General features: G+C 45.3%; 17 protein-coding genes. 1 reads left to right on the forward strand and 16 read right to left on the reverse strand.

Features of this window, described 5'->3' with window-relative positions; all coding sequences use genetic code 11:
* Positions 1-27 precede the first annotated feature (27 nt).
* Positions 28-1,098 carry a spore photoproduct lyase gene (gene splB / locus B9N86_RS18735; protein WP_208914657.1) on the forward strand — a complete coding sequence of 357 codons (1,071 nt, stop codon included), beginning with the start codon at positions 28-30 and terminating at the stop codon, positions 1,096-1,098.
* On the opposite strand, the gene B9N86_RS18740 is transcribed toward splB, so the two are convergent.
* From B9N86_RS18740 to pflB, 16 genes are all read right to left on the reverse strand, one after another.
* The gene (locus B9N86_RS18740; RefSeq protein WP_208914658.1) at positions 1,095-1,808 is read right to left on the reverse strand and encodes a cytochrome c biogenesis CcdA family protein; all 714 of its coding nucleotides are present in this window, start codon (positions 1,806-1,808) and stop codon (positions 1,095-1,097) included. The two genes, splB and B9N86_RS18740, sit on opposite strands and share 4 nt — an antisense overlap.
* 13 nt (positions 1,809-1,821) lie before the next feature.
* Positions 1,822-2,628, reverse strand: a complete 807-nt coding sequence (locus B9N86_RS18745; RefSeq protein ID WP_208914659.1) for a metal ABC transporter permease — start codon at positions 2,626-2,628, stop codon at positions 1,822-1,824.
* A 36-nt stretch (positions 2,629-2,664) separates the two neighbouring features.
* A complete protein-coding gene (locus tag B9N86_RS18750) occupies positions 2,665-3,414 on the reverse strand; it encodes a metal ABC transporter ATP-binding protein (RefSeq protein ID WP_208914660.1) in 750 nt (249 codons plus the stop codon).
* Positions 3,415-3,457: 43 nt separating this feature from the next.
* Positions 3,458-4,414 (reverse strand): metal ABC transporter substrate-binding protein, encoded by a 957-nt coding sequence (locus tag B9N86_RS18755; RefSeq protein WP_210190590.1) that lies wholly within the window; start codon positions 4,412-4,414, stop codon positions 3,458-3,460.
* A gap of 193 nt (positions 4,415-4,607) precedes the next feature.
* Positions 4,608-6,584, reverse strand: a complete 1,977-nt coding sequence (gene metG, locus B9N86_RS18760) for a methionine--tRNA ligase (protein WP_208914661.1) — start codon at positions 6,582-6,584, stop codon at positions 4,608-4,610.
* 389 nt (positions 6,585-6,973) lie between these two features.
* Positions 6,974-7,237 (reverse strand): membrane protein insertion efficiency factor YidD, encoded by a 264-nt coding sequence (gene yidD, locus B9N86_RS18765; RefSeq protein ID WP_208914662.1) that lies wholly within the window; start codon positions 7,235-7,237, stop codon positions 6,974-6,976.
* Positions 7,234-7,725, reverse strand: a complete 492-nt coding sequence (locus tag B9N86_RS18770) for a Fur family transcriptional regulator (RefSeq protein ID WP_244562752.1) — start codon at positions 7,723-7,725, stop codon at positions 7,234-7,236. The genes yidD and B9N86_RS18770 overlap by 4 nt, the downstream gene beginning before the upstream one ends.
* Before the next feature lie 211 nt (positions 7,726-7,936).
* Complete coding sequence (locus B9N86_RS18775) at positions 7,937-10,732, reverse strand: copper amine oxidase N-terminal domain-containing protein (protein WP_208914663.1); 2,796 nt, start codon at positions 10,730-10,732, stop codon at positions 7,937-7,939.
* 175 nt (positions 10,733-10,907) lie between these two features.
* Complete coding sequence (nagZ, locus tag B9N86_RS18780) at positions 10,908-12,530, reverse strand: beta-N-acetylhexosaminidase (RefSeq protein WP_208914664.1); 1,623 nt, start codon at positions 12,528-12,530, stop codon at positions 10,908-10,910.
* 51 nt (positions 12,531-12,581) lie between these two features.
* Positions 12,582-13,370 carry a response regulator transcription factor gene (locus B9N86_RS18785; protein WP_208914665.1) on the reverse strand — a complete coding sequence of 263 codons (789 nt, stop codon included), beginning with the start codon at positions 13,368-13,370 and terminating at the stop codon, positions 12,582-12,584.
* Positions 13,363-15,198, reverse strand: a complete 1,836-nt coding sequence (locus B9N86_RS18790) for a cache domain-containing sensor histidine kinase (protein ID WP_208914666.1) — start codon at positions 15,196-15,198, stop codon at positions 13,363-13,365. Before B9N86_RS18790 ends, B9N86_RS18785 begins: the two co-directional genes overlap by 8 nt.
* A gap of 25 nt (positions 15,199-15,223) precedes the next feature.
* A complete protein-coding gene (locus tag B9N86_RS18795) occupies positions 15,224-16,051 on the reverse strand; it encodes a carbohydrate ABC transporter permease (RefSeq protein WP_208914667.1) in 828 nt (275 codons plus the stop codon).
* Positions 16,051-16,935: a carbohydrate ABC transporter permease gene (locus tag B9N86_RS18800; RefSeq protein ID WP_208914668.1), complete on the reverse strand. Its 885-nt coding sequence runs from the start codon at positions 16,933-16,935 to the stop codon at positions 16,051-16,053. Before B9N86_RS18800 ends, B9N86_RS18795 begins: the two co-directional genes overlap by 1 nt.
* A gap of 93 nt (positions 16,936-17,028) precedes the next feature.
* Positions 17,029-18,384 (reverse strand): extracellular solute-binding protein, encoded by a 1,356-nt coding sequence (locus tag B9N86_RS18805; RefSeq protein WP_208914669.1) that lies wholly within the window; start codon positions 18,382-18,384, stop codon positions 17,029-17,031.
* 174 nt (positions 18,385-18,558) lie between these two features.
* The gene (pflA, locus tag B9N86_RS18810; protein WP_208914670.1) at positions 18,559-19,296 is read right to left on the reverse strand and encodes a pyruvate formate-lyase-activating protein; all 738 of its coding nucleotides are present in this window, start codon (positions 19,294-19,296) and stop codon (positions 18,559-18,561) included.
* Between the two features lie 76 nt (positions 19,297-19,372).
* Entirely contained in the window at positions 19,373-21,634 is a 2,262-nt protein-coding gene (gene pflB, locus B9N86_RS18815) for a formate C-acetyltransferase (protein ID WP_208914671.1), read from the reverse strand.
* Between the last annotated feature and the right edge of the window lie 30 nt (positions 21,635-21,664).

The raw sequence follows: 21,664 nt of genomic DNA on the forward strand, positions 1-21,664 counted from the left end.
ACTCTCAGGTGAAAGGAAGGCGTAACAATGACCAAACAAACATTGGTACGTCCCGCTCGTACCTTAAAAAGCACTCGGCCGTTCATTCCGGATCTTGTTTATTTTGAACCCGGAGCATTAGAATATCCAAAAGGCAAACAAATTATGGACTTTGTGACAACGAGGGGCATTGAATACCGAATGACCACCTCTCATAACCGGATTACAAATCTGCCAGGTGAAACCGAACAGGAAAAATATCGGATTGCTAAAAGAACGTTAGTTGTAGGTGTCCGAAAGACATTAACCTTCGACCAGTCCAAACCTTCAGCTGATTACGCAATTCCGATCTCAACAGGCTGTATGGGCCACTGCCATTACTGTTATTTGCAAACCACTCTTGGAGCAAAACCCTATATCCGTGTCTATGTGAATACAGATCAAATCCTAAGCAAAGCTAAAGAGTATATTGAGGAAAGAGCGCCCCAGATTACAACATTTGAAGCGGCTTGTACTTCAGACCCCGTAGGACTTGAGCACATCACCGGGTCTCTGCAGGAGCTGATTCAATTCATGGCCAATGAGGAATTCGGGCGCTTGAGATTTGTAACCAAATTCCATCATGTCTGGCCGCTGCTAGATATAAAACACAACAATCACACCCGCATCCGTTTCAGCATCAACTCAGACTATGTCATAAGGCAATTTGAGCCCGCGACCTCCAGATTCGATGAACGGATTGACGCAGCTGCTAAAATCGCTCATGCCGGTTATCCGCTGGGTTTTATTATAGCCCCCATCATCTGGTATGACGGCTGGGAAAAGGGTTATGCCGAACTTCTGGAACGCCTGGCAAAGGCACTTCCTTCTGATGTGACGGACGGTTTAACATTTGAGATGATCCAGCATCGGTTTACAAAGACAGCTAAAAATGTCATCGAGAAAAGATATCCGAAATCCAAGCTTGAAATGGATATCGCGAAACGAAAGCAGAAATGGGGGCGCTGGGGTCAATATAAGTATGTATATCCCAATGAACAACAAACCGCCCTGCGCGAATTTATCACAGAGCGGATTTTTGAATATTTTCCAATGGCAAAGATTGATTACTTTACTTAAAATCTTAACCATTCTGGTGTCAGTGACTGCAGCCAGATCGTAATTCTGAACATTTGGTTTGTAAACAGCAGAATACCCATCAAAATCATCAGCACACCGCCGACTTTCATTATGGTTCCCGAGTATTTAAGAATCCACTTGGTCGACCCTATAAAGAATGCAAGAATGAAAAATGGTACAGCAAAGCCCAGTGAATATGAAGTAATCAGTGGGAACCATGTGCTTGGATCCGTTGCAGCCATCGCAATAATGGCCATCAGAATCGGACCTACACAGGGCGACCACCCTGCTGCGAACCCGATTCCGAATAAAAATGTACCTATGTATCCGGTCGGTTTGGATTTGAAATCAAACTTCCGGTCCTTCATCAGAAATTTAGGTTGAAAAATACCTAACAGCATTAGACCCATCAAAATAATAAGAAGTGCTGAAAGCTGCCGGATCAGATCCTGATACTCTACAAATATTTCTCCGAATTTTCCGGCACCCCAGCCGAGCGTATAATAAACGGCAGAGAACCCAAGGATGAACGCCAGCGTATGAGTTAGTGTGCGCCTGCGGACTTCCTTCCGGTTCTGTTCCGTTTTTAGCTCATTAACTGACATTCCCGTAATAATAGACAAGTAGGACGGGTATAGAGGCAGACAGCACGGTGATATGAAAGAAGCAAAACCTGCCGCGAACGCGATCCAGATATTAATATCATCCATTACATTATCCCCCTTATGTTGCTAAACCTTTTTTACCGACTAGTGTAACGGTAAGCAAAGCGATTAGCAACAAAACAATGGTTGCCCCTGGCGCCAGATTGAACACCCCAGCTAATATAAGCCCCATAATGACCGCAATCTCCGATATGATGACTGACAGCACAATAGAAGATCGAAAGCTCTTCGCAAGCAGAAGACTGATGGCAACCGGAATGGTCAGAAGCGCAGAAACGAGCAGAGCACCTACTATTTTGATTGCTGTACTTACAACTAACGCTGTAAGTACCGTGATTAGCATGTTCATCATTTTGACGGGAAGACCGCTCACGCTTGCTGCATCTTCCTCAAAGCTAAGCAGGAAAAACTCCTTAAACAACAGTCCGACGACCACGACCACAACTAACGTTACACCACCGACCATATAAAGATCCATCGTATCGAGTGTATATATGCTACCGAATAGATAACTCATAACGTCTGTATTATAACCCATTCCTAATGTGAAAAAGAGTGATGCCAGCGCAATACCTCCAGACATTATAATCGCGATGGACAGCTCGGCGTAGCTTTTGTATGCCTTTCGGAGCTTCTCGATAGCAAATGAAGCCACTACAGCAAACACAAGTCCGGCTGCCAGCGGATATACCTCGATCAGAAAACCAAGTGCTACCCCCGCTATTGTAACGTGAGACAGCGTATCTCCAATCATGGACAATCTCCGCAGCACCAGAAAGATACCGATAAGCGGTGCTGTTAAACCGATCAAAATGCCGCCCAGGAGTGCCCGCTGGAAAAAATCACTTTGTATAATATCAAGCAATGATAACGACTCCTTCGCGTGCTCTACATAGATTCATTAAACGAGTGTGTGCTGCAAATCCTGCTCTGCACAATCCTCAATTTCGTGTGAATGCCGAACGAAAAACTGTATTTTACCGTTTTGCTGGACCGGTGAAGCTCCCAAATAATCCTTAACCATATCCATATCATGCGTCACCATTAAAAAGGTCATGTTGTGATGAGCATGCATATGTGTGATCAGTTCAAAAAAGCTTGCCTGAGTTTCAGCATCAATGCCAATGGTGGGCTCATCCAAAATAAGCAGATCGGGACGGTTAATCAAGGCTCTTGCGAGAAATACACGCTGCTGCTGTCCACCTGACAGCTGGCCTATGCGCTTATCCGCTATGTCTTGAATCCGCATAACCTCAAGCGCATCGTCGCACTTTTGCTGCTGCTGACGGCTTACCCGGCGGAACATATTTTTTCTGTTGTATAATCCCGACATAATAACTTCCCGTACGGTAGCCGGAAATAAAGGGTTGAACGCATTCTTCTGAGGCACATATCCAATACGCTCCCAGTCACGGAATTTACGTATCGGTTGTCCGAATAGCTCGATGCTGCCCTGTGCGGCAGGCAGAAGGCCGACAATCATCCGTAGCAGTGTTGTTTTACCGGCTCCGTTGGAGCCTACTATACCGACAAAATCACGTTCTTTGACGGCAAAATTAAGGTCTTTAATAACCTGCTGTTCCCGGTAAGAGAATGATATATCTTTCAGTTGTATAATCGATTGGTGGCAATCCTGAGATACCGGTATCATACCTTAGCCGCCTTTCTAGTAAATTTCTTGAGTCCATCCTTATTCATTGTAAAGCCTTAGTAAGATTTTGCAAATTTTTCTCCATCAGCGTAAAGTAGTTATCTCCCTTTTGCTCCTGCTCTTTGGTTAAACCTTCAACGGGGTTAAGTACGAGCGTCTCTACACCGGTCTCGGAAGCCAAGGTTTTGGCCAGTTTATCAGAAACTAACTCTTCAAAGAAAATGTAACGAATACCTTTCTCTTTAACCGTCTTTGTCAGCTTAACCAGATCTTGTGCTCGGGGCTCAGCATCCGGCGACAACCCCATGATGGCGTACTGCTCAAGGTTGTAATCTCTCGCCAAATAGCCAAACGCCTGATGGGAGACAACGATCTCTTGTTTAGGCAAACCGGACAGTTGAGACGAAAACGATTCATCCAGCTTCTCCAGTTTTTGTTTCAGTGCAGCGTATCGTTGCTCATATCTATCAGCATGGTCCGGGTCGATCTCTACAAGGCTGTTGCGGATATTCTCAGCCATAATCAAAGCAGACTTCGGACTAACCCATGTATGTGGATCTACATGGTGATCATGCTGCTCTTCTGCTCCTCCCTCATCTCCATGACCATGACCATCATCGCCTTCGGAAGAAATCAGCTTAACTCCCTTGCTAACCTCCACCGGCTTCACCTTCGTGTCTTTATCCAGCCCCTTCAGAAAGGCTGGAGCCCATCCTTCAAGACCTGCGCCATTGTACAGAAACAACTGTGCCTTTGAGGTGTTGACGATATCCTGGCTCTTTGGAGTCCAGTCATGCGGCTCTACGCCAGCAGGAAGCAGATTGATGACATTGACTTCATCTCCACCAATCTCTTTCGTAAATTCATAAATCGGATAAATCGTTGTCATCACATTGATCTTATCCTCAACGATTCCGCCCGATTTACTTCCGCAGCCTGAAATAACCAGCAAAAATGCCAGCATTAGTGCTCCGTAACCTATTGTTCTTCTATTGTTCATCTCTTAATGCACTCCGATCTGCTATTAAATCGTAATAATTACTAACAAGATTATAAGAGTATATAAAAGGTCTTGTCAACCTAATCGTAAAAATTACTATTAAGAATAAGGATGCTAGATTAAAAGAGAACAAAAACGGCATACCCTTTAACAGGGTATACCGTTATGAAAGTAAGCATTCATGAAGCTTTTTTTATTTTACGATTGCTCCGTTTGGCATGCTGTCTGGTACCGTTGCCAGCGTAAGCTCACTGCCTTTGGAAGCAGCCAAAATCATTCCCTGAGAAAGCTCTCCTCTAAGCTTGACCGGCTTCAGGTTCGTTACACAGATAACTTTGCGGCCGACAAGATCCTCCGGCTTATAAAACTTCGCAATGCCGGAGACGACCTGCCGTTGTTCATAGCCGAGATCGAGCTGGAGTTTAAGCAGCTTGTCTGCTTTTTTTACCGGCTCGGCTGAGAGAACCTGAGCTACGCGAAGTTCGACCTTCGCGAAATCCTCGATTCCAATCTCTTCTTTATGCTCAATCTCTTCATCCGGATCAGCGGAGACTTCAGATTTCGCTGCCTCTTCGGAAGCCTTGGCACCTCCAGTCATCGCCTCAACGATATAAGCAACCTCCTGTTCAACATCCAGACGCGGGAAGATCGGCTCTCCTTTTACAAGCTTCGTTCCAACAGGAATACTTCCCAACTGACGTCCACTCTCCCAAGTGGTCAGTTCACCTTCCTGTATTCCAAGCTGTTGCCAAATTTTAAGCGGTGTGCGGGTAAGGAACGGCTGCAGCAGGATCGAAGCAACCCGGAGAGACTCCACCAAGTGACTCATGACAGAAGCAAGCTCTTCACGTTTGCTGTCATCTTTAGCAAGTCCCCACGGCTGTGTTTCGTCAATATACTTGTTGCTGCGGCTCACGAATTGACCGATCGCTGTCAATGCTACCGAGAATTCCAGGTTTTCCATGGACTCCTCCACCTTGTCATAAACAGCCTTCGCTGCTTCTTCGATAGCAGCATCAAATGCGGTTACACCTGCTTTGAAAGCAGGTACTTCTCCGTCAAAATATTTATCAACCATCGCCACAGTACGATTCAGCAGGTTGCCGAGATCGTTGGCCAGATCGGAATTAACGCGTTCCACGAAGCTTTCCGGTGTAAAAGTGCCGTCCGCACCAAATGGAACTTCGCGAAGCAAGTAGTAGCGAAGCGCATCAAGCCCATATCGGTCAATCATGGTGACCGGATCGACAACATTGCCTTTAGACTTCGACATTTTTCCATCTTTCATGAGAAGCCAGCCGTGTGCGAACACCTTTTTCGGAAGCGGTACATCTAGAGCCATCAGGATAATCGGCCAGTATATCGTATGGAACCGGACGATTTCTTTGCTCATCAAATGTACGTCAGCAGGCCAGTATTTGTCATACAACGAACTGTTCTCGGTTCCGTATCCTAGCGCGGTAATATAATTCAAAAGCGCATCGATCCATACATAAATCACATGTTTCGGATCGCTTTTCACCTTAACTCCCCACTCATAGGTAGTACGTGATACGGCCAGATCCTCGAGGCCCGGCTTGATAAAGTTGTTGATCATTTCGTTCTTACGGGAGAGCGGCTGAATGAAATCCGGATTCTCATCATAGAACTGAAGCAGACGGTCTACGTACTTGCTCATCCGGAAGAAATAGCTTTCTTCCTTAACCAGCTCGACTGGTCTGCCGCAGTCCGGGCAGTTGCCGTTCACCAGCTGGCGCTCCAGGAAGAAAGACTCACAAGGTGTACAGTACCATCCCTCATAATCGCCTTTATAAATATCACCCTGTTCCAGAAGACGTTCGAACACATCCTGGACAACCTGCGTATGGCGCTTTTCCGTTGTGCGGATAAAATCCTCGTTCGAGATGTCAAGCTTCTTCCATAAATCCTTAATTCCCGCAACAATGTCATCAACGAATTGCTGAGGCGTCTTTCCGGCTTCCGCCGCTTTGCGCTCGATCTTCTGACCGTGCTCATCTGTACCGGTCAGATAGCGGACATCATATCCACGTAACCGTTTGTAGCGAGCCAAAGCATCGCCAGCTACGGTCGTGTAAGCGTGACCGATATGGAGCTTGTCGCTCGGATAATAGATTGGGGTTGTAATGTAAAACGTCTTCTTTTCAGTCATGATTCATACCATCCTTTTCACTGATTAGTGATCGATTTCGGAACGTGAAAATACAACAAAAAACCCCCGCCCCTATGGGACGAGAGTTGTTCTCACGTGTTACCACCCAATTTCCCTGTACCCTTACGGGTTCCAGGCTCACCGGTCATCTCTAAAGAAAGAACGACCGTCCATTAACGCTGGATCACGCCGCTCCTTTACGCCAGAGAATACTGGATCGCTCAAAAGCGGTTCCTCCAAGACCATATTCCGAAATACGCCCAGACCGGTTTGCAGCTACCCCGGCTCTCTGTACAAGGCTTGCCTTTCGTACTTATCTCTTCCTCGGAAATACTTTATATAACTTCAATATAATCAACGAACCCGCAGAGTGTCAAGGCTGCCTGTAATCAGTTCTGGACTTCTGTATCCTTCGGAGAACCTTTTCGAGGGGGAACCAGATCAATTCCGCCCAGATTAAAAGGATGACACCGGGCAATCCGCTTCGCAGCGAGCCATGATCCCTTTAGTGCTCCATGCACTTCGATGGCTTCCAGAGCGTAGGCAGAGCAAGTAGGATAGAATCGGCATGTAGCCGGTTTCAAAGGCGAAATACATTTGCGGTATATATGAATCGGCACCTGAACTACGCGTCTGGCCGTCAACTTACTCATAATGTGGATTCCGGCTCCCCGCCACCGCATGATGCATGGCTTTGTGCCAAGGGACGCTTTTTCGTGATCGTATTGTCATTGACACAGTCTTTACAGTATCCAAATACTTCAAATTTGTGCTGCACCACCTGAAAGTCCTTCGGCCCATCTGTCACCTGCATAGGGCAGAATTTAATCGGGTAGGTCTTCTGACACTGTAGGCAAATCATGTGATGATGATGGTGATCCTCACTGCAGCGTGCTCTAAATTTGATTCCTTCTTCAAACACAACCTGCTCCAGGACACCGAGTTCATACAACACTCTAAGATTGCGGTACACCGTATCAAAGCTGAGGCCGCTGTATTTTTTGCCCATATATTCATACACATCCTTGGCTGTTAAATACCCGGGATGCTCTCCAAACAATTTGGCAAGCGTTTTGCGCTGATCGGTGATGCGCAGCCCGTTCTCGGACATACCGTCTATGATCTGTTCCGTCGTCAGCATACGCAGTTAGCCTCCTGTATAACGTAAATGTCAAAAACTATCTTCTTCTAATAATGCATGAAAAAATCCGCCTCGTCAAACGAATCAGGCACAGCATCGTACCCAAAACCGATCACATGGAGCACTTTCTTATCCCTTAAAATAAATAGCCCCCGTTTGCCTCCGCTTCTGCGGAAACCCGGGGGACACTATTCATTAACGCAGGATTTGCTTAATTCGATTTCAGTTCCGGCAACGGCGTGAACAGAAGACTAATCGGCAAGCTGCTGCCTGGGGCAGCTGTAAACAAGATCTCTACCGACTGCTCATATTGGCCTGTACGGAATAAAACACTAGCTTCGTTAGGAGCGGATGCGGCGCCAGAACTTGGCGCACCTATAATATTGCCATTGACCATAATCACACCCATATACTTTCCTCCGCGCGGATTAAATGAGATCAAAGTATTCGGCGCTACACGGTTCATTTTGATGCGGTAAACGACGCCGAAATTACCTGCATTGGACGTTTCATATCCGGTAATGCCATCGTATCCGGTCAGATTCGGATCGTTCACTTTATCTGCGATCGATAGACGTGCAGGTGTTTTGCCAACTAGCTCGTTTGATTCAATCAAACGAGTTGAATCCGGATACGTGCCACGGTTGTGGATTCCATCACTCGGATGCAACTTCAAGAAAGGCAGTTTTTGAATCGGATCTTTGTTTTCTTCGATCATGACAATATTATATCGAATCGGTGAATCGGTATAAAGATCGGCGAACATAGATATAACCTGATCGTTTTTCATTGATTGAGCACTTAACTCTTTCAATATAACTTTACTTTCACCAGGCTGGAGTGTAATCGTCTGATAATCTTTACCGCTCTGCATTGATTCGAAATATCTCTGAACGGACGCTTTACCAGTAGCCGTCGGAATGTTAATCGGACCACCGAAACCGACGTTTTCTGTTGTCAATGATGCTCGTGTGTCATTGAAGTTTGTCGCTACGACATACATTTTTACATTTTTACCGGTTTCATTCAGGTGATGAATCATAAATCGTGTGGCCCCGACACCAGTCTCGCGGTATACAACGCCTTCTGTATAAACCCTCTCCGGGCTATTGCTGCGGATAAGCATTCTTGGCTCAGAAGTTCTTGTATACGGAACTAGATCCATGGAAGGTACATTTGCGCCGTTAAAAATGTATTTCTCACCAATCTCGGTGAACAATTGATTGAATTCATCCCGGGTGTAAAAGGTTTCACCATTAATGATGATCGTTTTCTCATAATAGCTCGTCGCACCATGCTTGTCTGTTACCGTTAATCCGATTGTTGCTGGTCCCGGTGCAAAAAATGCTAAAGCATTATTGTCCCAGTCCCACTTCACAATCGCATTCTCATCGTCTGTACTTTGATCAATATAGGTGATTTTTTCACCCATTTTATATTCTTCCTTATCCGTAGTGAACATTGCTACCGGCGGTTCGTTCGGGGCCAACACCCGAATGGTCACCGAATACGGATCGCTCCATTCTCCGCTTGAATCCTGTACGTAATAAGTTATTGTTCTCGTACCTGGCTCAGCAAATATGTCCTCTCGGCCTTCCCACTTCTCGTTAACGATCTGAAGCCCGTTAGGGGAGTAAGCATTCGTCTTGTATTTAACCTTTGTCTTTCCGGCAAAAATCTCATCGTTCTCTACAGTAAACGCAGCAACCGGCTTGGTGCCCAAGTTAAGAATGATGCGCTTGTTGGCTTGATCCACTTTGTAAGGAATATCAAGTGCTTGTGTAATGGACGTCAGCGGAACCATAAACACGTTATTGGTCTGATAAGCAGCACCTTTCATGCTAGTCTTAACACCGTTCACTGTATAGTACTTGCTGTCTGTCTTAAACCGCAGTTCATCGGATCCGCGAATAATGACCGTTTCTTTTGTTTTGCTGTCATAAGTAAGCTTTAGGCCAATGCGCTCAACCAAGGAACGAATGGCTACATATGATATACCGTTCTTCACAGCCATCGGCTGTCCCGCTATATACAGCTTTCCATTATGATACATTTTGTCACTGTTCATCATCAAAATAAGGCCTGGCTCATTATTAATCGGCGGTTTAGGATCTACAGATCCGCCTCCAGAACCGCTTCCATTGTCATTGCCGTTGATGCCGGACAAATCTAATATGACTTTCTTCTCAGGCTGGTTTACTTTATATGGAATACCAAGAGCCTGTGTGATGGAAGTGAGAGGAACCATAAACGTATTGTTGTACTGATAAGAAGGGCCCTTCATCGTCCGGGACTCGCCGTTAACTTTATAAGTGCTGCTATTCGTTTTAAAACGTAGTTCATTTCCGTCTTTCATAATGATGGTTTCTTTGGTGGTATTATTATATGAAAGCTTCAGACCTACACGTTCAACCATCGCACGGATGGAAACGTACGATACACCATTTTTCACAGCCATCGGCTGAGCTGCCTTATAATGCTTGCCGTTGTGGTACATATCGGCACTGTTCATGAGCAATATAAGCTCATTAATGGAAGAATCTACAGAGTTTGATTTAGGATCTTCCGTATTCGGGGACTGATCGTCCTGTGTTCCCACTTGATCTTCTTCATTCTTCTCTGCTTCTTCAGTTACTGATTCGTCATCCGGTATAGATTCTGATGGAGATTGGGTATCGTCAATCTTCCCGCTTTCATCAGCATTTGATTGAACAGAATCCGGATCGTTAAGATCGGTATCGGTGCTCTTATCAGGTGACGATTCTTCTAAGGGTACTGAGTTATCTGGCGTCAACGATGAGCTCGTTACAGATTCTGAGGCTTTATCTCTTTGCTGTAACAATTCTTGAGATTGCTGCTGTTCTACATTCCCGCTGTTCGCAGCCTCGGATTGAACCATAACTTGACCGGGCACCATGACAGCAGAAGACTGAGCACTCACAGGTACAACCGTTGACACTTGTGCCACTGCGAGTACAGTGATGATTGACATTCTCTTAAAGTTCATGCTCTGCTCCTTACTCCTATGTTATTCTGAATCTCTCTTTATAAACAGACATACTATTAGACGTCAAGTTCCGACAAAAGTTGCTATTTTTCTGGCAAAAAAGAAGAGGCCGGTATTTCTCCTGCCTGAGCAGGACTCCCGACCTCTGAAAAAGCATGAAAAATAAAAGAATATATTATGCCTTCGATCCTGATAGATGCTTGTCACTAAGACTGACTGGAAGACGGCCTTCCGGCTTCACTTCCCCATATAAAACCCCGGCTAAAGCATCCATATAATATGGTGTATTTTCATAACAGCACAAGTAGGTTGGTATATTAGGGAGGTCATTCAAATCATAAGGATTACGGGTTGAAGCCACAATCAGTTTAACCCCATCCAGCTGCAGCAGCTTCTCCACCAGTTTCCGCTGTCCTTCGGGAAGCCTACTCTCCGATGTGTAGGTCGCGACGACTACCTGCTTAAAGCGTCCTGCCTCCTGAACTGCTGCGTCAACTTCTTCATCCGACAAATCTGTTCCGATACGAATTTCCTCAATCCGTCCGCTACGGCCGTTAAGTGCGTCACCTAGTGTGAAGGAACGGCTCCAAGCTTCATCCACCTGGGTGGCACGAAGCAGCTCCGGCCAGTATACCAGCACGGACTCATCTTGATTTAATGGCAGCTGATCATGATCACGGACCAGCGTAATCCCTTTACCTGCGATTTCGGACAACAGCCCTTTAGCTTCTTGGCTTAATGAGGCCAAATCTACGGCCGGCAGGTTACGCACCGTATGAGCGTTTCTCGCCTTAAGGGTCAATATACGTTCAACAGACGCATCAATTCGATCCTCTGAAATCCGTCCGCTGCGCACCGCATCCGCTACAGCCCGGATAGCGGCTTCCTGATCCTTCAACGTGTGACTGACCAATACGCAATCCGCTCCAGCCTCTATAGAGCGGATAGCCCCCTCGGGTATGCCAAATTCTTTTGCAATCGCATGCATTTCCAGACAGTCCGTAATGATCAGACCTTGAAAACGCATCTCTTCCCGAAGCAAACCAGTAAGCACCGCATGAGACAGAGTTGCCGGGATTCCGTCGTCCGGTTCAATAGCCGGGAAGCTGACATGTGCAGTCATAATAGCGTCAACCTCATCTTCTATCGCTTTCTTGAACGGATACAGCTCCACCTGATCCAGCCGTGCACGCTCGTGAGGAACGGAGGCCAACCCCAAGTGGGAATCTACACTCGTATCCCCATGACCTGGAAAATGCTTTGCTGTTGCTGAGACTCCTTCTTCCTGATAGCCCTTAATAGCAGCCACTCCGTGAACAGCTACGGCCTGAGGATCTTCTCCAAATGAACGTACTCCGATAACAGGGTTCAATGGATTGTTGTTAACATCAAGACACGGGGCAAAGTTCATGTTGATCCCCAATGCACGAAGCTCCTTGGCACCTATTTTTCCAACCTGGTAGGTATATTCCTGACTTCCCGTCGCTCCCAGTGCCATATTTCCAGGAATCCGGCTAATACCTTCATGATCTATCCTCGCCACCATACCGCCTTCCTGATCAATCGCCACGATAAGTGGAGGCTCACCACTGGATGCTGCCAAATCCTGAAGTGATGAGGAAAGCTCCGAAAGCTGGGATAACTTTTGTACGTTTCTTCGGAAATACACGATCCCGCCTACATGATAATCTTGAATGAGCTTTTTTGCGTGGTCATTAGGTGTGAGTGCATCAAAACCACAAATAAACATCTGTCCAATCTTTTGTTCCAGGGTTAAACCCGATACTTTCCAGTCCATATCATACAAACCTACCTTCTAAATTATTTAGCAGATCTTGCTATACACATCTTACAACACCGAGGAACCGCCGCATACCTCCCGGAACTCTGAAGGTGTCATCCCCGTCGCTTTTTGGAACACTTTAGTAAAATAACGACGCTCATGATACCCGACAAATGCTCCGATCTGAGCAATATTTTTGTCACTGTTGGTGAGAAGGAACTTGGCTGCTTCCATGCGCTGTTTGGTGAGGTACTCGACAAAGGTAATACCCACATGGTTTTTGAACAACAGACAAAAATAACTGGAGCTGATTCCAAGGTAGTCCGATAATTCCTCAATTCCCAAATCCGCACCCAATTGGGTGTTAATATAATCCAAGGCGGCTGTCATCAGCTGTTCCGGAGCCTTTTTTACCGAATCGGGATTCGGTTCACTGTCGATAAGAGAAACTGTACTGAAATATTTCTCTTTTACTCTCTTTTTGCGGATTTCTTCACCGATCTCCCGGATCCGATCCTCTAACTCAAAATAATGTATTGGCTTGCTGATGTAATCTTTCACACGGAGTTTAATCGCCTCCCGGGCATACTCAAACTCCTGATAGCCAGTCAACAAAAAAATTTCAGCGTCGCTTCCATTTTCTCTTAATTTCGTAATAAACGTTAGTCCATCCATCACCGGCATACGGATATCACATAAAACCAGATCCGGATCATTCTCTTCAGCAAGCGCCATAGCCTCCATACCGCTTCGGGCCAATCCGATTACTTCCATACCTATGTCCTTCCAGGGTATGACCTTGTTGAGATTGTTTAGAATAGGTGCTTCATCATCCACCAGCAGAACCTTAAGCATGCTGTCCTTCCCCCCCACCGTAATTGGGTATGACACAATGTATAACCGTACCTCCAGGCTGGCTTGAGCATATAAACAATCCGTAGACGTCTCCATACTGGATTCGAATTCGATCGGCAACACTCCGCAACCCAAGTCCACGCCGTTCCTGATTCAGTTTCAAATCTCCCTCTCCTGATTGTGGTGACTCTTTCTCTTCCGGTACCATATATTCAAACAATGAGAGTTGCTGGGAAGTCATACCAAGCCCGTTATCCTCTACATGTACAATCAGATTGCCGCGTTCACTCCATGCCTTGATAACAAGCATGCCCGTATAATCAATTCCTTCAAAACCGTGCTGAATGCTGTTCTCTACCAGCGGCTGAAGTGTCAGCTTCATGATACGACAGGACAACAATTCTTTTGGAATATCAATTTCGTAGTCGAACACGTCTTCGAAACGGAACTTCTGAATCTCCAAGTAGCTTTTCAGATGCTTGATCTCTTCTTCAAGTGTAATTTCTTCCCTGTCCTGAATGCTGATCCGTAAAATACTGGCTAGACGGCACACCATCTCACTGACTTTGCGGCCTTCATTCTGGACAGCAAGGACATTAATGGACTCCAGTGTATTAAATAGGAAGTGCGGCTTAATCTGAGCTTGCAGCACCCGCATATGCGCCTCCGTCTTCAAGCGCTGTTCATCGCGAATCTGATCGAACAACCGGTTGATCCGATCCATAAGATCATTAAAGCCCCTGGATAAGAGAAGCAGCTCGTCCTCCCCCTTCTCTTCTACTCTGGCGCTTAAATCTCCGTCTTCCACACGCCGCATAAAGCGAACAATAATCGCAATTGTGCCAGTAATACGGTTCATGAAAAATTTATTGAACGCAACTGCGGTAACAAGGCAGAGACCGAGAATGACGATAAACCACTTGGCGAATGCGGTAACCTCCTGAGAAAGGGAGGCCCAGTTCGTTACAGAAACCAGACTCCAAGGGTAACCTTCCAGCTTATGAATCGAAATGACGCTCTCTTCGCCGTCAAACTTGGATTTAAAGCTCTGATACTCTGAACCGTAATCGATCCCTCTATCCATGAAAGCGTTCATATTTTGCCCGTCACTGTGTTCCTTCGGATCAAACAGAATCAGCCCTTCATCATTGACAAGTAAAAATGACGTATCCTGAAGATTGTTCGGCAGCGTTAAATTCCGAAATATCCGTTCAAATTCAAGCCGCTTAATCTGAACAACGAGAATTCCCTCTTTTCGGAACGTCTCCATGTTTTTCACAAGACGGATTTGCGTAAATACAGATTCTTTTCCGGTTAACTCCGGGTATTCATGCGGTGCGATCCACTTGGGGACGCCGTTCAGTTTAACCACTTCCTCATAGAAGTGGCTTTTTTGGAAATCAATGAACGGCATCGCACCAAAGTCCTCCTTAGTGAAGATCGGAACATGGCTCGATCTTTTGTTCATATTGTACAAAAATGCATAACTGATCGCCGGGTGATTATATAACATGTTACGGAAATTCCGCTGACTCGCATTCAGATTCAACTGCTCTGCATTGGTAATAAAGTCCTGAGAAGCGGGATCGTCGGCTTTTAATGCTGTTGTAAATACCGAAGATACGATCCCCGTATCGGTCACTTTTTCCATCTCATCAAATACGTTCAGTATGCTGTAACTGATTGCCTTTAAGGAATACTCTGCCTGTTGACTGTATTTTTTCTCGATAGAATTATAAGTTACGAAGAAAGTGAACAAACCCAGTACAAGCAAAGGAATGATTATTAGTCCCAAAAAAGCCGTGAATAACTTGTTCCTCAGGTTCATACACAAGCTCCTATTTCATCATAAGTTATCCCTTAACGCTGCCGGCGGTAACGCCCTCAATAATTTTCTCTTGAAGGATAGCATAAATGATCAGGACCGGCATGACACTGAACACAATTCCAGCAGACATCTGCGCGTAGTTCGTGTTATAAGCATCCCGGAATCCGACCATACCGACAGGCAATGTTCTCAGTTCATCGTTGGATAAAAAGTAGTTGGCTAATAGGAACTCGTTCCAATTGCCGAGGAAGTTAATAATGAACACCGTAACGATGGCTGGAACAGTTAGAGGTAATATAATCTTAGCAAACAAACCTCCTGACCTCAATCCATCAATCACAGCTGCTTCTTCAATTTCTCCCGGAATGGAACGCATGAATGCCGCGAGAATAATGACAGAGAATGGTATGGCATTGGCGATATAAGGCAGAATGAGTGCCATATGGGTGTTCAGAATATCCAATTTTTTCATTATGCCATAAATCGGTAGAAGTAGTGAATTATTGGGAATGAGCATACCAATCAGAATGAGTTGAAAAATAATAGCGCTGATGCGGTTATATCTCATTCGCGTGACCGCAAAGGCCAGCATTGCTGCAAACAGAATCGATAAACAAGCGGACAGTATTCCAATATACAAGCTGTTTAAGAAATAGGTGCTAATTTTGGCGTTCACCCATGCATTCACATAGTTGTCTAGTATGAATGTGTCTGGTAATCCGAACGGATTTGAAGCGATCGCCTGATTATCTGTTTTAACTGAAGAAAAAAGAACGAACAGAAAAGGATATAATATGACGAGCATGTAAGCCATTAGAAAAATGTGCGGGATCAATTTTTTGACTGGTCTCATCAGTATTCAATCCTTTCATTTCGTCTTGCTATCAGAAGTTGGTAAGCGACGGTTACGAGAATGGTAAATATGAAGATCAATACGGCAATGGTATTACCGAAGCCATGCTGGAAGCTCGTAATCGCATAACGGATCATATAAGTTGCCATGACATCTGTAGAACCCGCAGGACCGCCTTTGGTCATGACGAGTACGATATCCGCCGCTTTCATAGCCCCTGCGATCGAGAGCATGATGACAACGGAAATAATCGGCATGATGAGCGGTAGCGTAATTTTACGGGCCCGCTGAAATCCGGTTGCACCATCGATCGCAGCAGCCTCATCCAATTCTTTAGGTATGGAAATAATCGCGGCAAGCACCATAACGATATAAAATCCGGTCCACTGCCAGGCGTTAGTTATCAAAATCGAGATCATAGCCCATTTCTTCTCGGACAGCCAGTAGATCGGTTCTACACCAAACAACCCCAAAATTTCATTCATTAAACCGAAATCCGGATTGTAAATGAACCCCCACAGAATGCCGATTACGGCGGTGGACATGATGGATGGAGCAAAAACTGCTGTTTTGTATAGCCCCTTCAGCTTTTTAACATTGGCGATAAGCAGTGAAAAGAAAATAATAACTGGAACTTGGATAAAGCATGAAAACAAAATAAAATACAGATTATTTTTAACCGATTTCCAAAATGAAATGTCTTCAAAAGCTTTGGTATAATTATCAAAACCGATATACTTAACATCCTTGGATATCCCATTCCAGCTCGTAAAACTGTTATCAATCGCTGTGTAGATGGGGTAAATAAAAAAGGCTAAGAACAGTATGAATGCCGGCAGAACAAACAGGATGTAAATCAGAGGGTTTCTCAGCGCTTTATTCATGGTAACCTCCGTAGTCTGTGTCTAATGCTTAGAGGAAAGGGCACCCCCATGTTTCAAGCGGGTGGCGCCCTTATCATCTAAACTTTGATATATCTATTCTCCTTCGGACTCATTAGCCGCATCTTGAGCCGCCTGCACGTTCTTAAGCATTTGCTCAGCATCAATCTCTCCACCGATAACCTGCTGAATTCCAAGGCTCAGTGCTGTATTGACGCTTGCTTGAACCAAAGCATCAAATGCAGGGAAGGATTTGTCAATTTCGCTGACCGCCTTGAAAATATCCTGCATAATCGCATCATCGGAAGTGGAGTTCATCGTCGCGACATCCATCTTCATGGCCGGCAGTACGCCATCTTCCTTCAAACCGCGAAGCTGCATTTCATCGGTCCACATGTTTTTGATTAACTCTTTAACTGCCTGCATTTTACGCGGATCATCTTTGATCGAAGCAGAGAAGCCATATCCGTTGTTTGCATCCTGCATGACGACTACAGGATCACCTTCATTTACAGGAGGCAAGTTGAAAAATCCGATCTTGCCTACCATGTCACCAGCCTGCTCAGGATCTCTGAACACACTTGTTGCCCAAGAGCCATCCATCATCATGATGGCTTCACCCGAAATAATCTGATTTCTCATATCTGCATATTCGAATCCGAGCTCGCCCTTTTTGTAATATCCTTTTTGAACCCATTCCTGATGTTTCTTCACACCTTCAACCACTTTCGGATCTGTCCATTTGCTTTCCCCTGTCTTGAAACCGTAAGTGATTTCCGGTCCTGCGTAATAAGCCCACAGGTTATTCGTTGTCATTAATGGAATCCATGCATCTTTGGAAGATTGGGCAAATGGTATTTTTCCGTCAGCCTTGATGGTCTCCGCAATTTTCTCCAGTTCAGCCAGCGTCTTAGGAACCGATAGACCTTTTTGTTCAAAATATTCTTTATTATAGAAAAACCCTTCTATGTTGCCGCCAATCGGCAGTCCATATAATTTGCCATCGTGAGTAAACGGATCCAGTGTAGTGAATTTGTCTTTAATACCCAGCTCATCCACGATTGGAGTAATATCCAGCATCAAACCTTCCTTAGCATAGACACCTGCATCGGGGCTGCCAAACACATCAAAAATTTCTGGTGGTTTCCCGGAAGCCATCTCGCCTCTCAGCTTCTCTTTTCGGTTTACTTCAGAGTCAACACCATCCAGGTTAAGCTTAAGTCCGGGTACAGCTGCTTCCGTCTTCTTCACCACATCCTGAAGCAACGCCAATCTGAATTTCTTAGAATCACCGACTTGGGTATGACGGATCGTCATTTCAAACGGTTCATTGCCGGCTTCTGGCGTTCCTTCACTGCCTTTGGCCGGTTCTTTGTCTGCGCCACAACCAGACACAAAAGCCGAAGTGACTAGAAGCAGTGACATTAGCAATGCAAGGCTCTTTTTCTTCATGATTGTTTGACCCTCCCAAAAATTTATTTATGTTATATACCCATTATAGAAAGCGATTTCATTTTAAGTAAGATCGTTAATTATCTTAAAGAGGGGTAAAATCCTCTAATAAAATACAAAAACCTTGCCATAAATAGCAAGGTTTTTGTCATATAAGATAATATTTATAACTGATTACACCATCTGTGTCTGCCTTCTGCCTTCCTCAATCAACCGATATGCGCGAGCTACTTCCTCTTCTGTCGGAGATGGTACGCCTTCCAGTGGATAAACTTTACCCAAAGCTTCCCATTTATACACACCCATCTGGTGGTATGGAAGAATCTCAAATTTCTCTACACCGTTTAAAGTGCCAATGAAACGTCCGAGTTCAAGTAAATCTTCTTCCTGCTCATGAATTCCAGGCACGTATACGTGTCTGATCCACATTTTACGGCCATTATCAGAGAGCCACCGCGCCATCTTCAAGGTACGCTCATTTGATTTTCCTGTCAGTTCGATATGCTTCTCATCGTTGATGTGTTTGAGATCGAGCAGTACCAAATCGGTATTTTCGAGCAGTTCACGAATCTTCTCCGGTTCATTGTATCCGTTGCTATCCAGTGTCGTGTGAAGGTTCCAGCGACGCTTCGCCTCCTTAAACACCTGAGTAACGAATGGAAACTGTAGGGTCGGCTCTCCGCCTGATACGGTGAGTCCGCCACCGGAAGAACGATAGTACTGAAGGTAGGGTTCGATTTCAGAGAGCACCTCATCCACCGACATTTCATTCCCCTCATTCAAGCCCCACGTATCCGGGTTATGACAGTATTGGCATTTTAACAAGCATCCTTGCATGAAGAGCACAAAGCGGATACCCGGACCGTCCACCGTTCCGAACGTTTCTATGGAATGCACATGGCCTTTAATCATATGATGTCATCCTTTCTGTATCCGCTTTGTCATAAGCAAAGTTTGGTCATTTAATTATATACTTTATCCGGCCGTATTACATCGAACCGTGGAAAGTACGATTAATGACATCCAGCTGCTGCTCACGAGTCAATTTAATGAAGTTTACAGCATAACCCGATACACGGATCGTTAATTGCGGATAATTTTCTGGATGCTCCATAGCGTCCATCAATTGCTCACGATCAAATACGTTAACGTTCAAATGATGCGCTTTGCTGCCAAAGTAACCATCCATCATTGCTACCAAGTTAGTCTCACGGATAGCAGCTTCTTTACCGAGTGCTTTTGGCACGATTGAGAAGGTGTTCGAGATACCGTCCAGGCTGTCTTCATAAGGCAGTTTTGCTACCGAACTCAAGGAAGCAAGCGCACCTTTTTTGTCGCGTCCGTGCATTGGGTTTGCACCAGGTGCAAATGGCTCTCCCGCTTTACGTCCATCTGGAGTAGTACCCGTCTTCTTACCGTATACCACGTTCGAAGTAATCGTCAGTACGGACTGTGTTGGCAGTGCATCACGGTAAGCTTTATGTTTGCGGATCATGCCCATGAAAGTCTCAACCAGTTCAACAGCGATGCTGTCAACTCGGTCGTCGTTGTTTCCGTAGCAAGGGAAGTCGCCCTCGATTTCAAAATCAACAGCAATGCCATTTTCATTGCGAACTGGCTTCACTTTAGCATATTTAATGGCACTCAAGGAGTCAGCGGCTACCGACAATCCGGCGATACCACATGCCATCGTGCGCAGAATATCACGGTCATGCAGCGCCATCTCAATACGCTCATAGGAATATTTATCATGCATATAGTGAATTACGTTCAGCGTGTTCATATACAGCTTCGCGAGCCATTCCATCATCGGCTTGAAGCGTTTCATTACTTCTTCATAGTCGAGGGTCTCTGCAGTAATAGCAGGGAACTCAGGACCAACTTGAACACCGGATTTTTCATCACGGCCGCCGTTAATAGCATACAGAAGCGCTTTAGCCAAGTTTGCACGTGCTCCGAAGAACTGCATTTGTTTACCGATACGCATAGCCGATACGCAGCAAGCAATACCGTAGTCTTCACCGTAGATCGGACGCATCAGATCATCGTTCTCATACTGAATGGAGCTCGTTTCGATGGATACTTTTGCACAGAATTTCTTAAAGCCTTCAGGCAGCTTCTCTGACCACAGTACAGTCAGGTTTGGTTCAGGTGCAGGTCCAAGATTGTAGAGTGTGTGCAGGAAGCGGAAGCTGTTCTTCGTTACACGAGTTTCGCCGTTCATTGACATACCGCCAATGGATTCTGTTACCCAAGTTGGGTCACCGCTGAACAGATCATTGTAATCCGGTGTACGCAGGAACTTAACGATACGAAGCTTCATTACAAAATGGTCAACCAGTTCTTGTGCTGTTTCTTCGGTCAATGTGCCTTCAGCCAGATCACGCTGGATGTAAACATCCAAGAATGAAGATACACGTCCGAGGGACATCGCTGCACCGTTCTGTTCTTTAATAGCTGCCAAGTAACCGAAATACAGCCACTGGAATGCTTCTTTTGCTGTTGCTGCCGGTTTAGAAATATCAAAGCCGTGCATTTCAGCCATTTGTTTCAGTTCTTTCAATGCACGAATTTGCTCTGACAGTTCCTCACGAAGACGAATCACATTCTCGTCAATCACATCAACCTCGAGACTGTCCAGCTCTTTCATTTTATCTTTAATTAAGAAATCAATACCGTATAGTGAAATCCGACGATAGTCGCCGATAATGCGTCCACGTCCGTATGCATCGGGAAGTCCTGTAATGATACCGGCTCTACGCGCAGCCCGCATCTCGGAAGTATAAGCGTCAAATACCCCTTGGTTATGGGTTTTGCGAATGTTTGTGAACATATCAACGATGCCTTGCGGAAGTTCAAATCCATAAGCATTACATGCGTCGATCATCATCTTAATGCCGCCGAACGGCTGAATGGAACGTTTGAATGGCTCATCGGTTTGTACCCCGACGACTTGTTCTTTGCTTTTATCCAAGTAACCTGGCTGGTGCGAAACAATTGTAGAAGGAGTGTTTACATCCACATCCAGCACGCCGCCCGCTTCCCGTTCTTTTTTTGTCAGGTCCGATACGATGTCCCATAATGCTTTGGTGTTCGCTGTAGGACCAACCAGAAAATCATCAACACCGTAATAAGGATCAATATTCAGCGCAATAAATTCGTTAACATCTACTGCTCTGTTCCATTTTCCTGTTTTGAACCCTCTCCAACCGGACTGCATGTCTTTAATTTCTTTTTCAATCACCGACATTTTTAAATCCCTCCATGTTCTGTTGTTGAG

Origin of the sequence: Paenibacillus uliginis N3/975 (assembly GCF_900177425.1) — a bacterium.
In the GTDB taxonomy this organism is placed as follows: domain Bacteria; phylum Bacillota; class Bacilli; order Paenibacillales; family Paenibacillaceae; genus Paenibacillus_AQ; species Paenibacillus_AQ uliginis.

Excerpts from the sequence above, each read along its gene's own strand:
- pflB (WP_208914671.1), bottom strand. The coding sequence starts at position 21,634 with ATGTCGGTGATTGAAAAAGAAATTAAAGACATGCAGTCCGGTTGGAGA.
- nagZ (WP_208914664.1), bottom strand. The coding sequence starts at position 12,530 with ATGGACTGGAAAGTATCGGGTTTAACCCTGGAACAAAAGATTGGACAG.
- splB (WP_208914657.1), top strand. The coding sequence starts at position 28 with ATGACCAAACAAACATTGGTACGTCCCGCTCGTACCTTAAAAAGCACT.
- B9N86_RS18790 (WP_208914666.1), bottom strand. The coding sequence starts at position 15,198 with ATGAACCTGAGGAACAAGTTATTCACGGCTTTTTTGGGACTAATAATC.
- B9N86_RS18785 (WP_208914665.1), bottom strand. The coding sequence starts at position 13,370 with ATGCTTAAGGTTCTGCTGGTGGATGATGAAGCACCTATTCTAAACAAT.
- metG (WP_208914661.1), bottom strand. The coding sequence starts at position 6,584 with ATGACTGAAAAGAAGACGTTTTACATTACAACCCCAATCTATTATCCG.
- B9N86_RS18800 (WP_208914668.1), bottom strand. The coding sequence starts at position 16,935 with ATGAATAAAGCGCTGAGAAACCCTCTGATTTACATCCTGTTTGTTCTG.
- B9N86_RS18755 (WP_210190590.1), bottom strand. The coding sequence starts at position 4,414 with ATGAACAATAGAAGAACAATAGGTTACGGAGCACTAATGCTGGCATTT.
- B9N86_RS18740 (WP_208914658.1), bottom strand. The coding sequence starts at position 1,808 with ATGGATGATATTAATATCTGGATCGCGTTCGCGGCAGGTTTTGCTTCT.
- yidD (WP_208914662.1), bottom strand. The coding sequence starts at position 7,237 with ATGAGTAAGTTGACGGCCAGACGCGTAGTTCAGGTGCCGATTCATATA.
- B9N86_RS18750 (WP_208914660.1), bottom strand. The coding sequence starts at position 3,414 with ATGATACCGGTATCTCAGGATTGCCACCAATCGATTATACAACTGAAA.
- B9N86_RS18795 (WP_208914667.1), bottom strand. The coding sequence starts at position 16,051 with ATGAGACCAGTCAAAAAATTGATCCCGCACATTTTTCTAATGGCTTAC.
- B9N86_RS18770 (WP_244562752.1), bottom strand. The coding sequence starts at position 7,725 with ATGCTGACGACGGAACAGATCATAGACGGTATGTCCGAGAACGGGCTG.
- B9N86_RS18805 (WP_208914669.1), bottom strand. The coding sequence starts at position 18,384 with ATGAAGAAAAAGAGCCTTGCATTGCTAATGTCACTGCTTCTAGTCACT.
- pflA (WP_208914670.1), bottom strand. The coding sequence starts at position 19,296 with ATGATTAAAGGCCATGTGCATTCCATAGAAACGTTCGGAACGGTGGAC.
- B9N86_RS18775 (WP_208914663.1), bottom strand. The coding sequence starts at position 10,732 with ATGAACTTTAAGAGAATGTCAATCATCACTGTACTCGCAGTGGCACAA.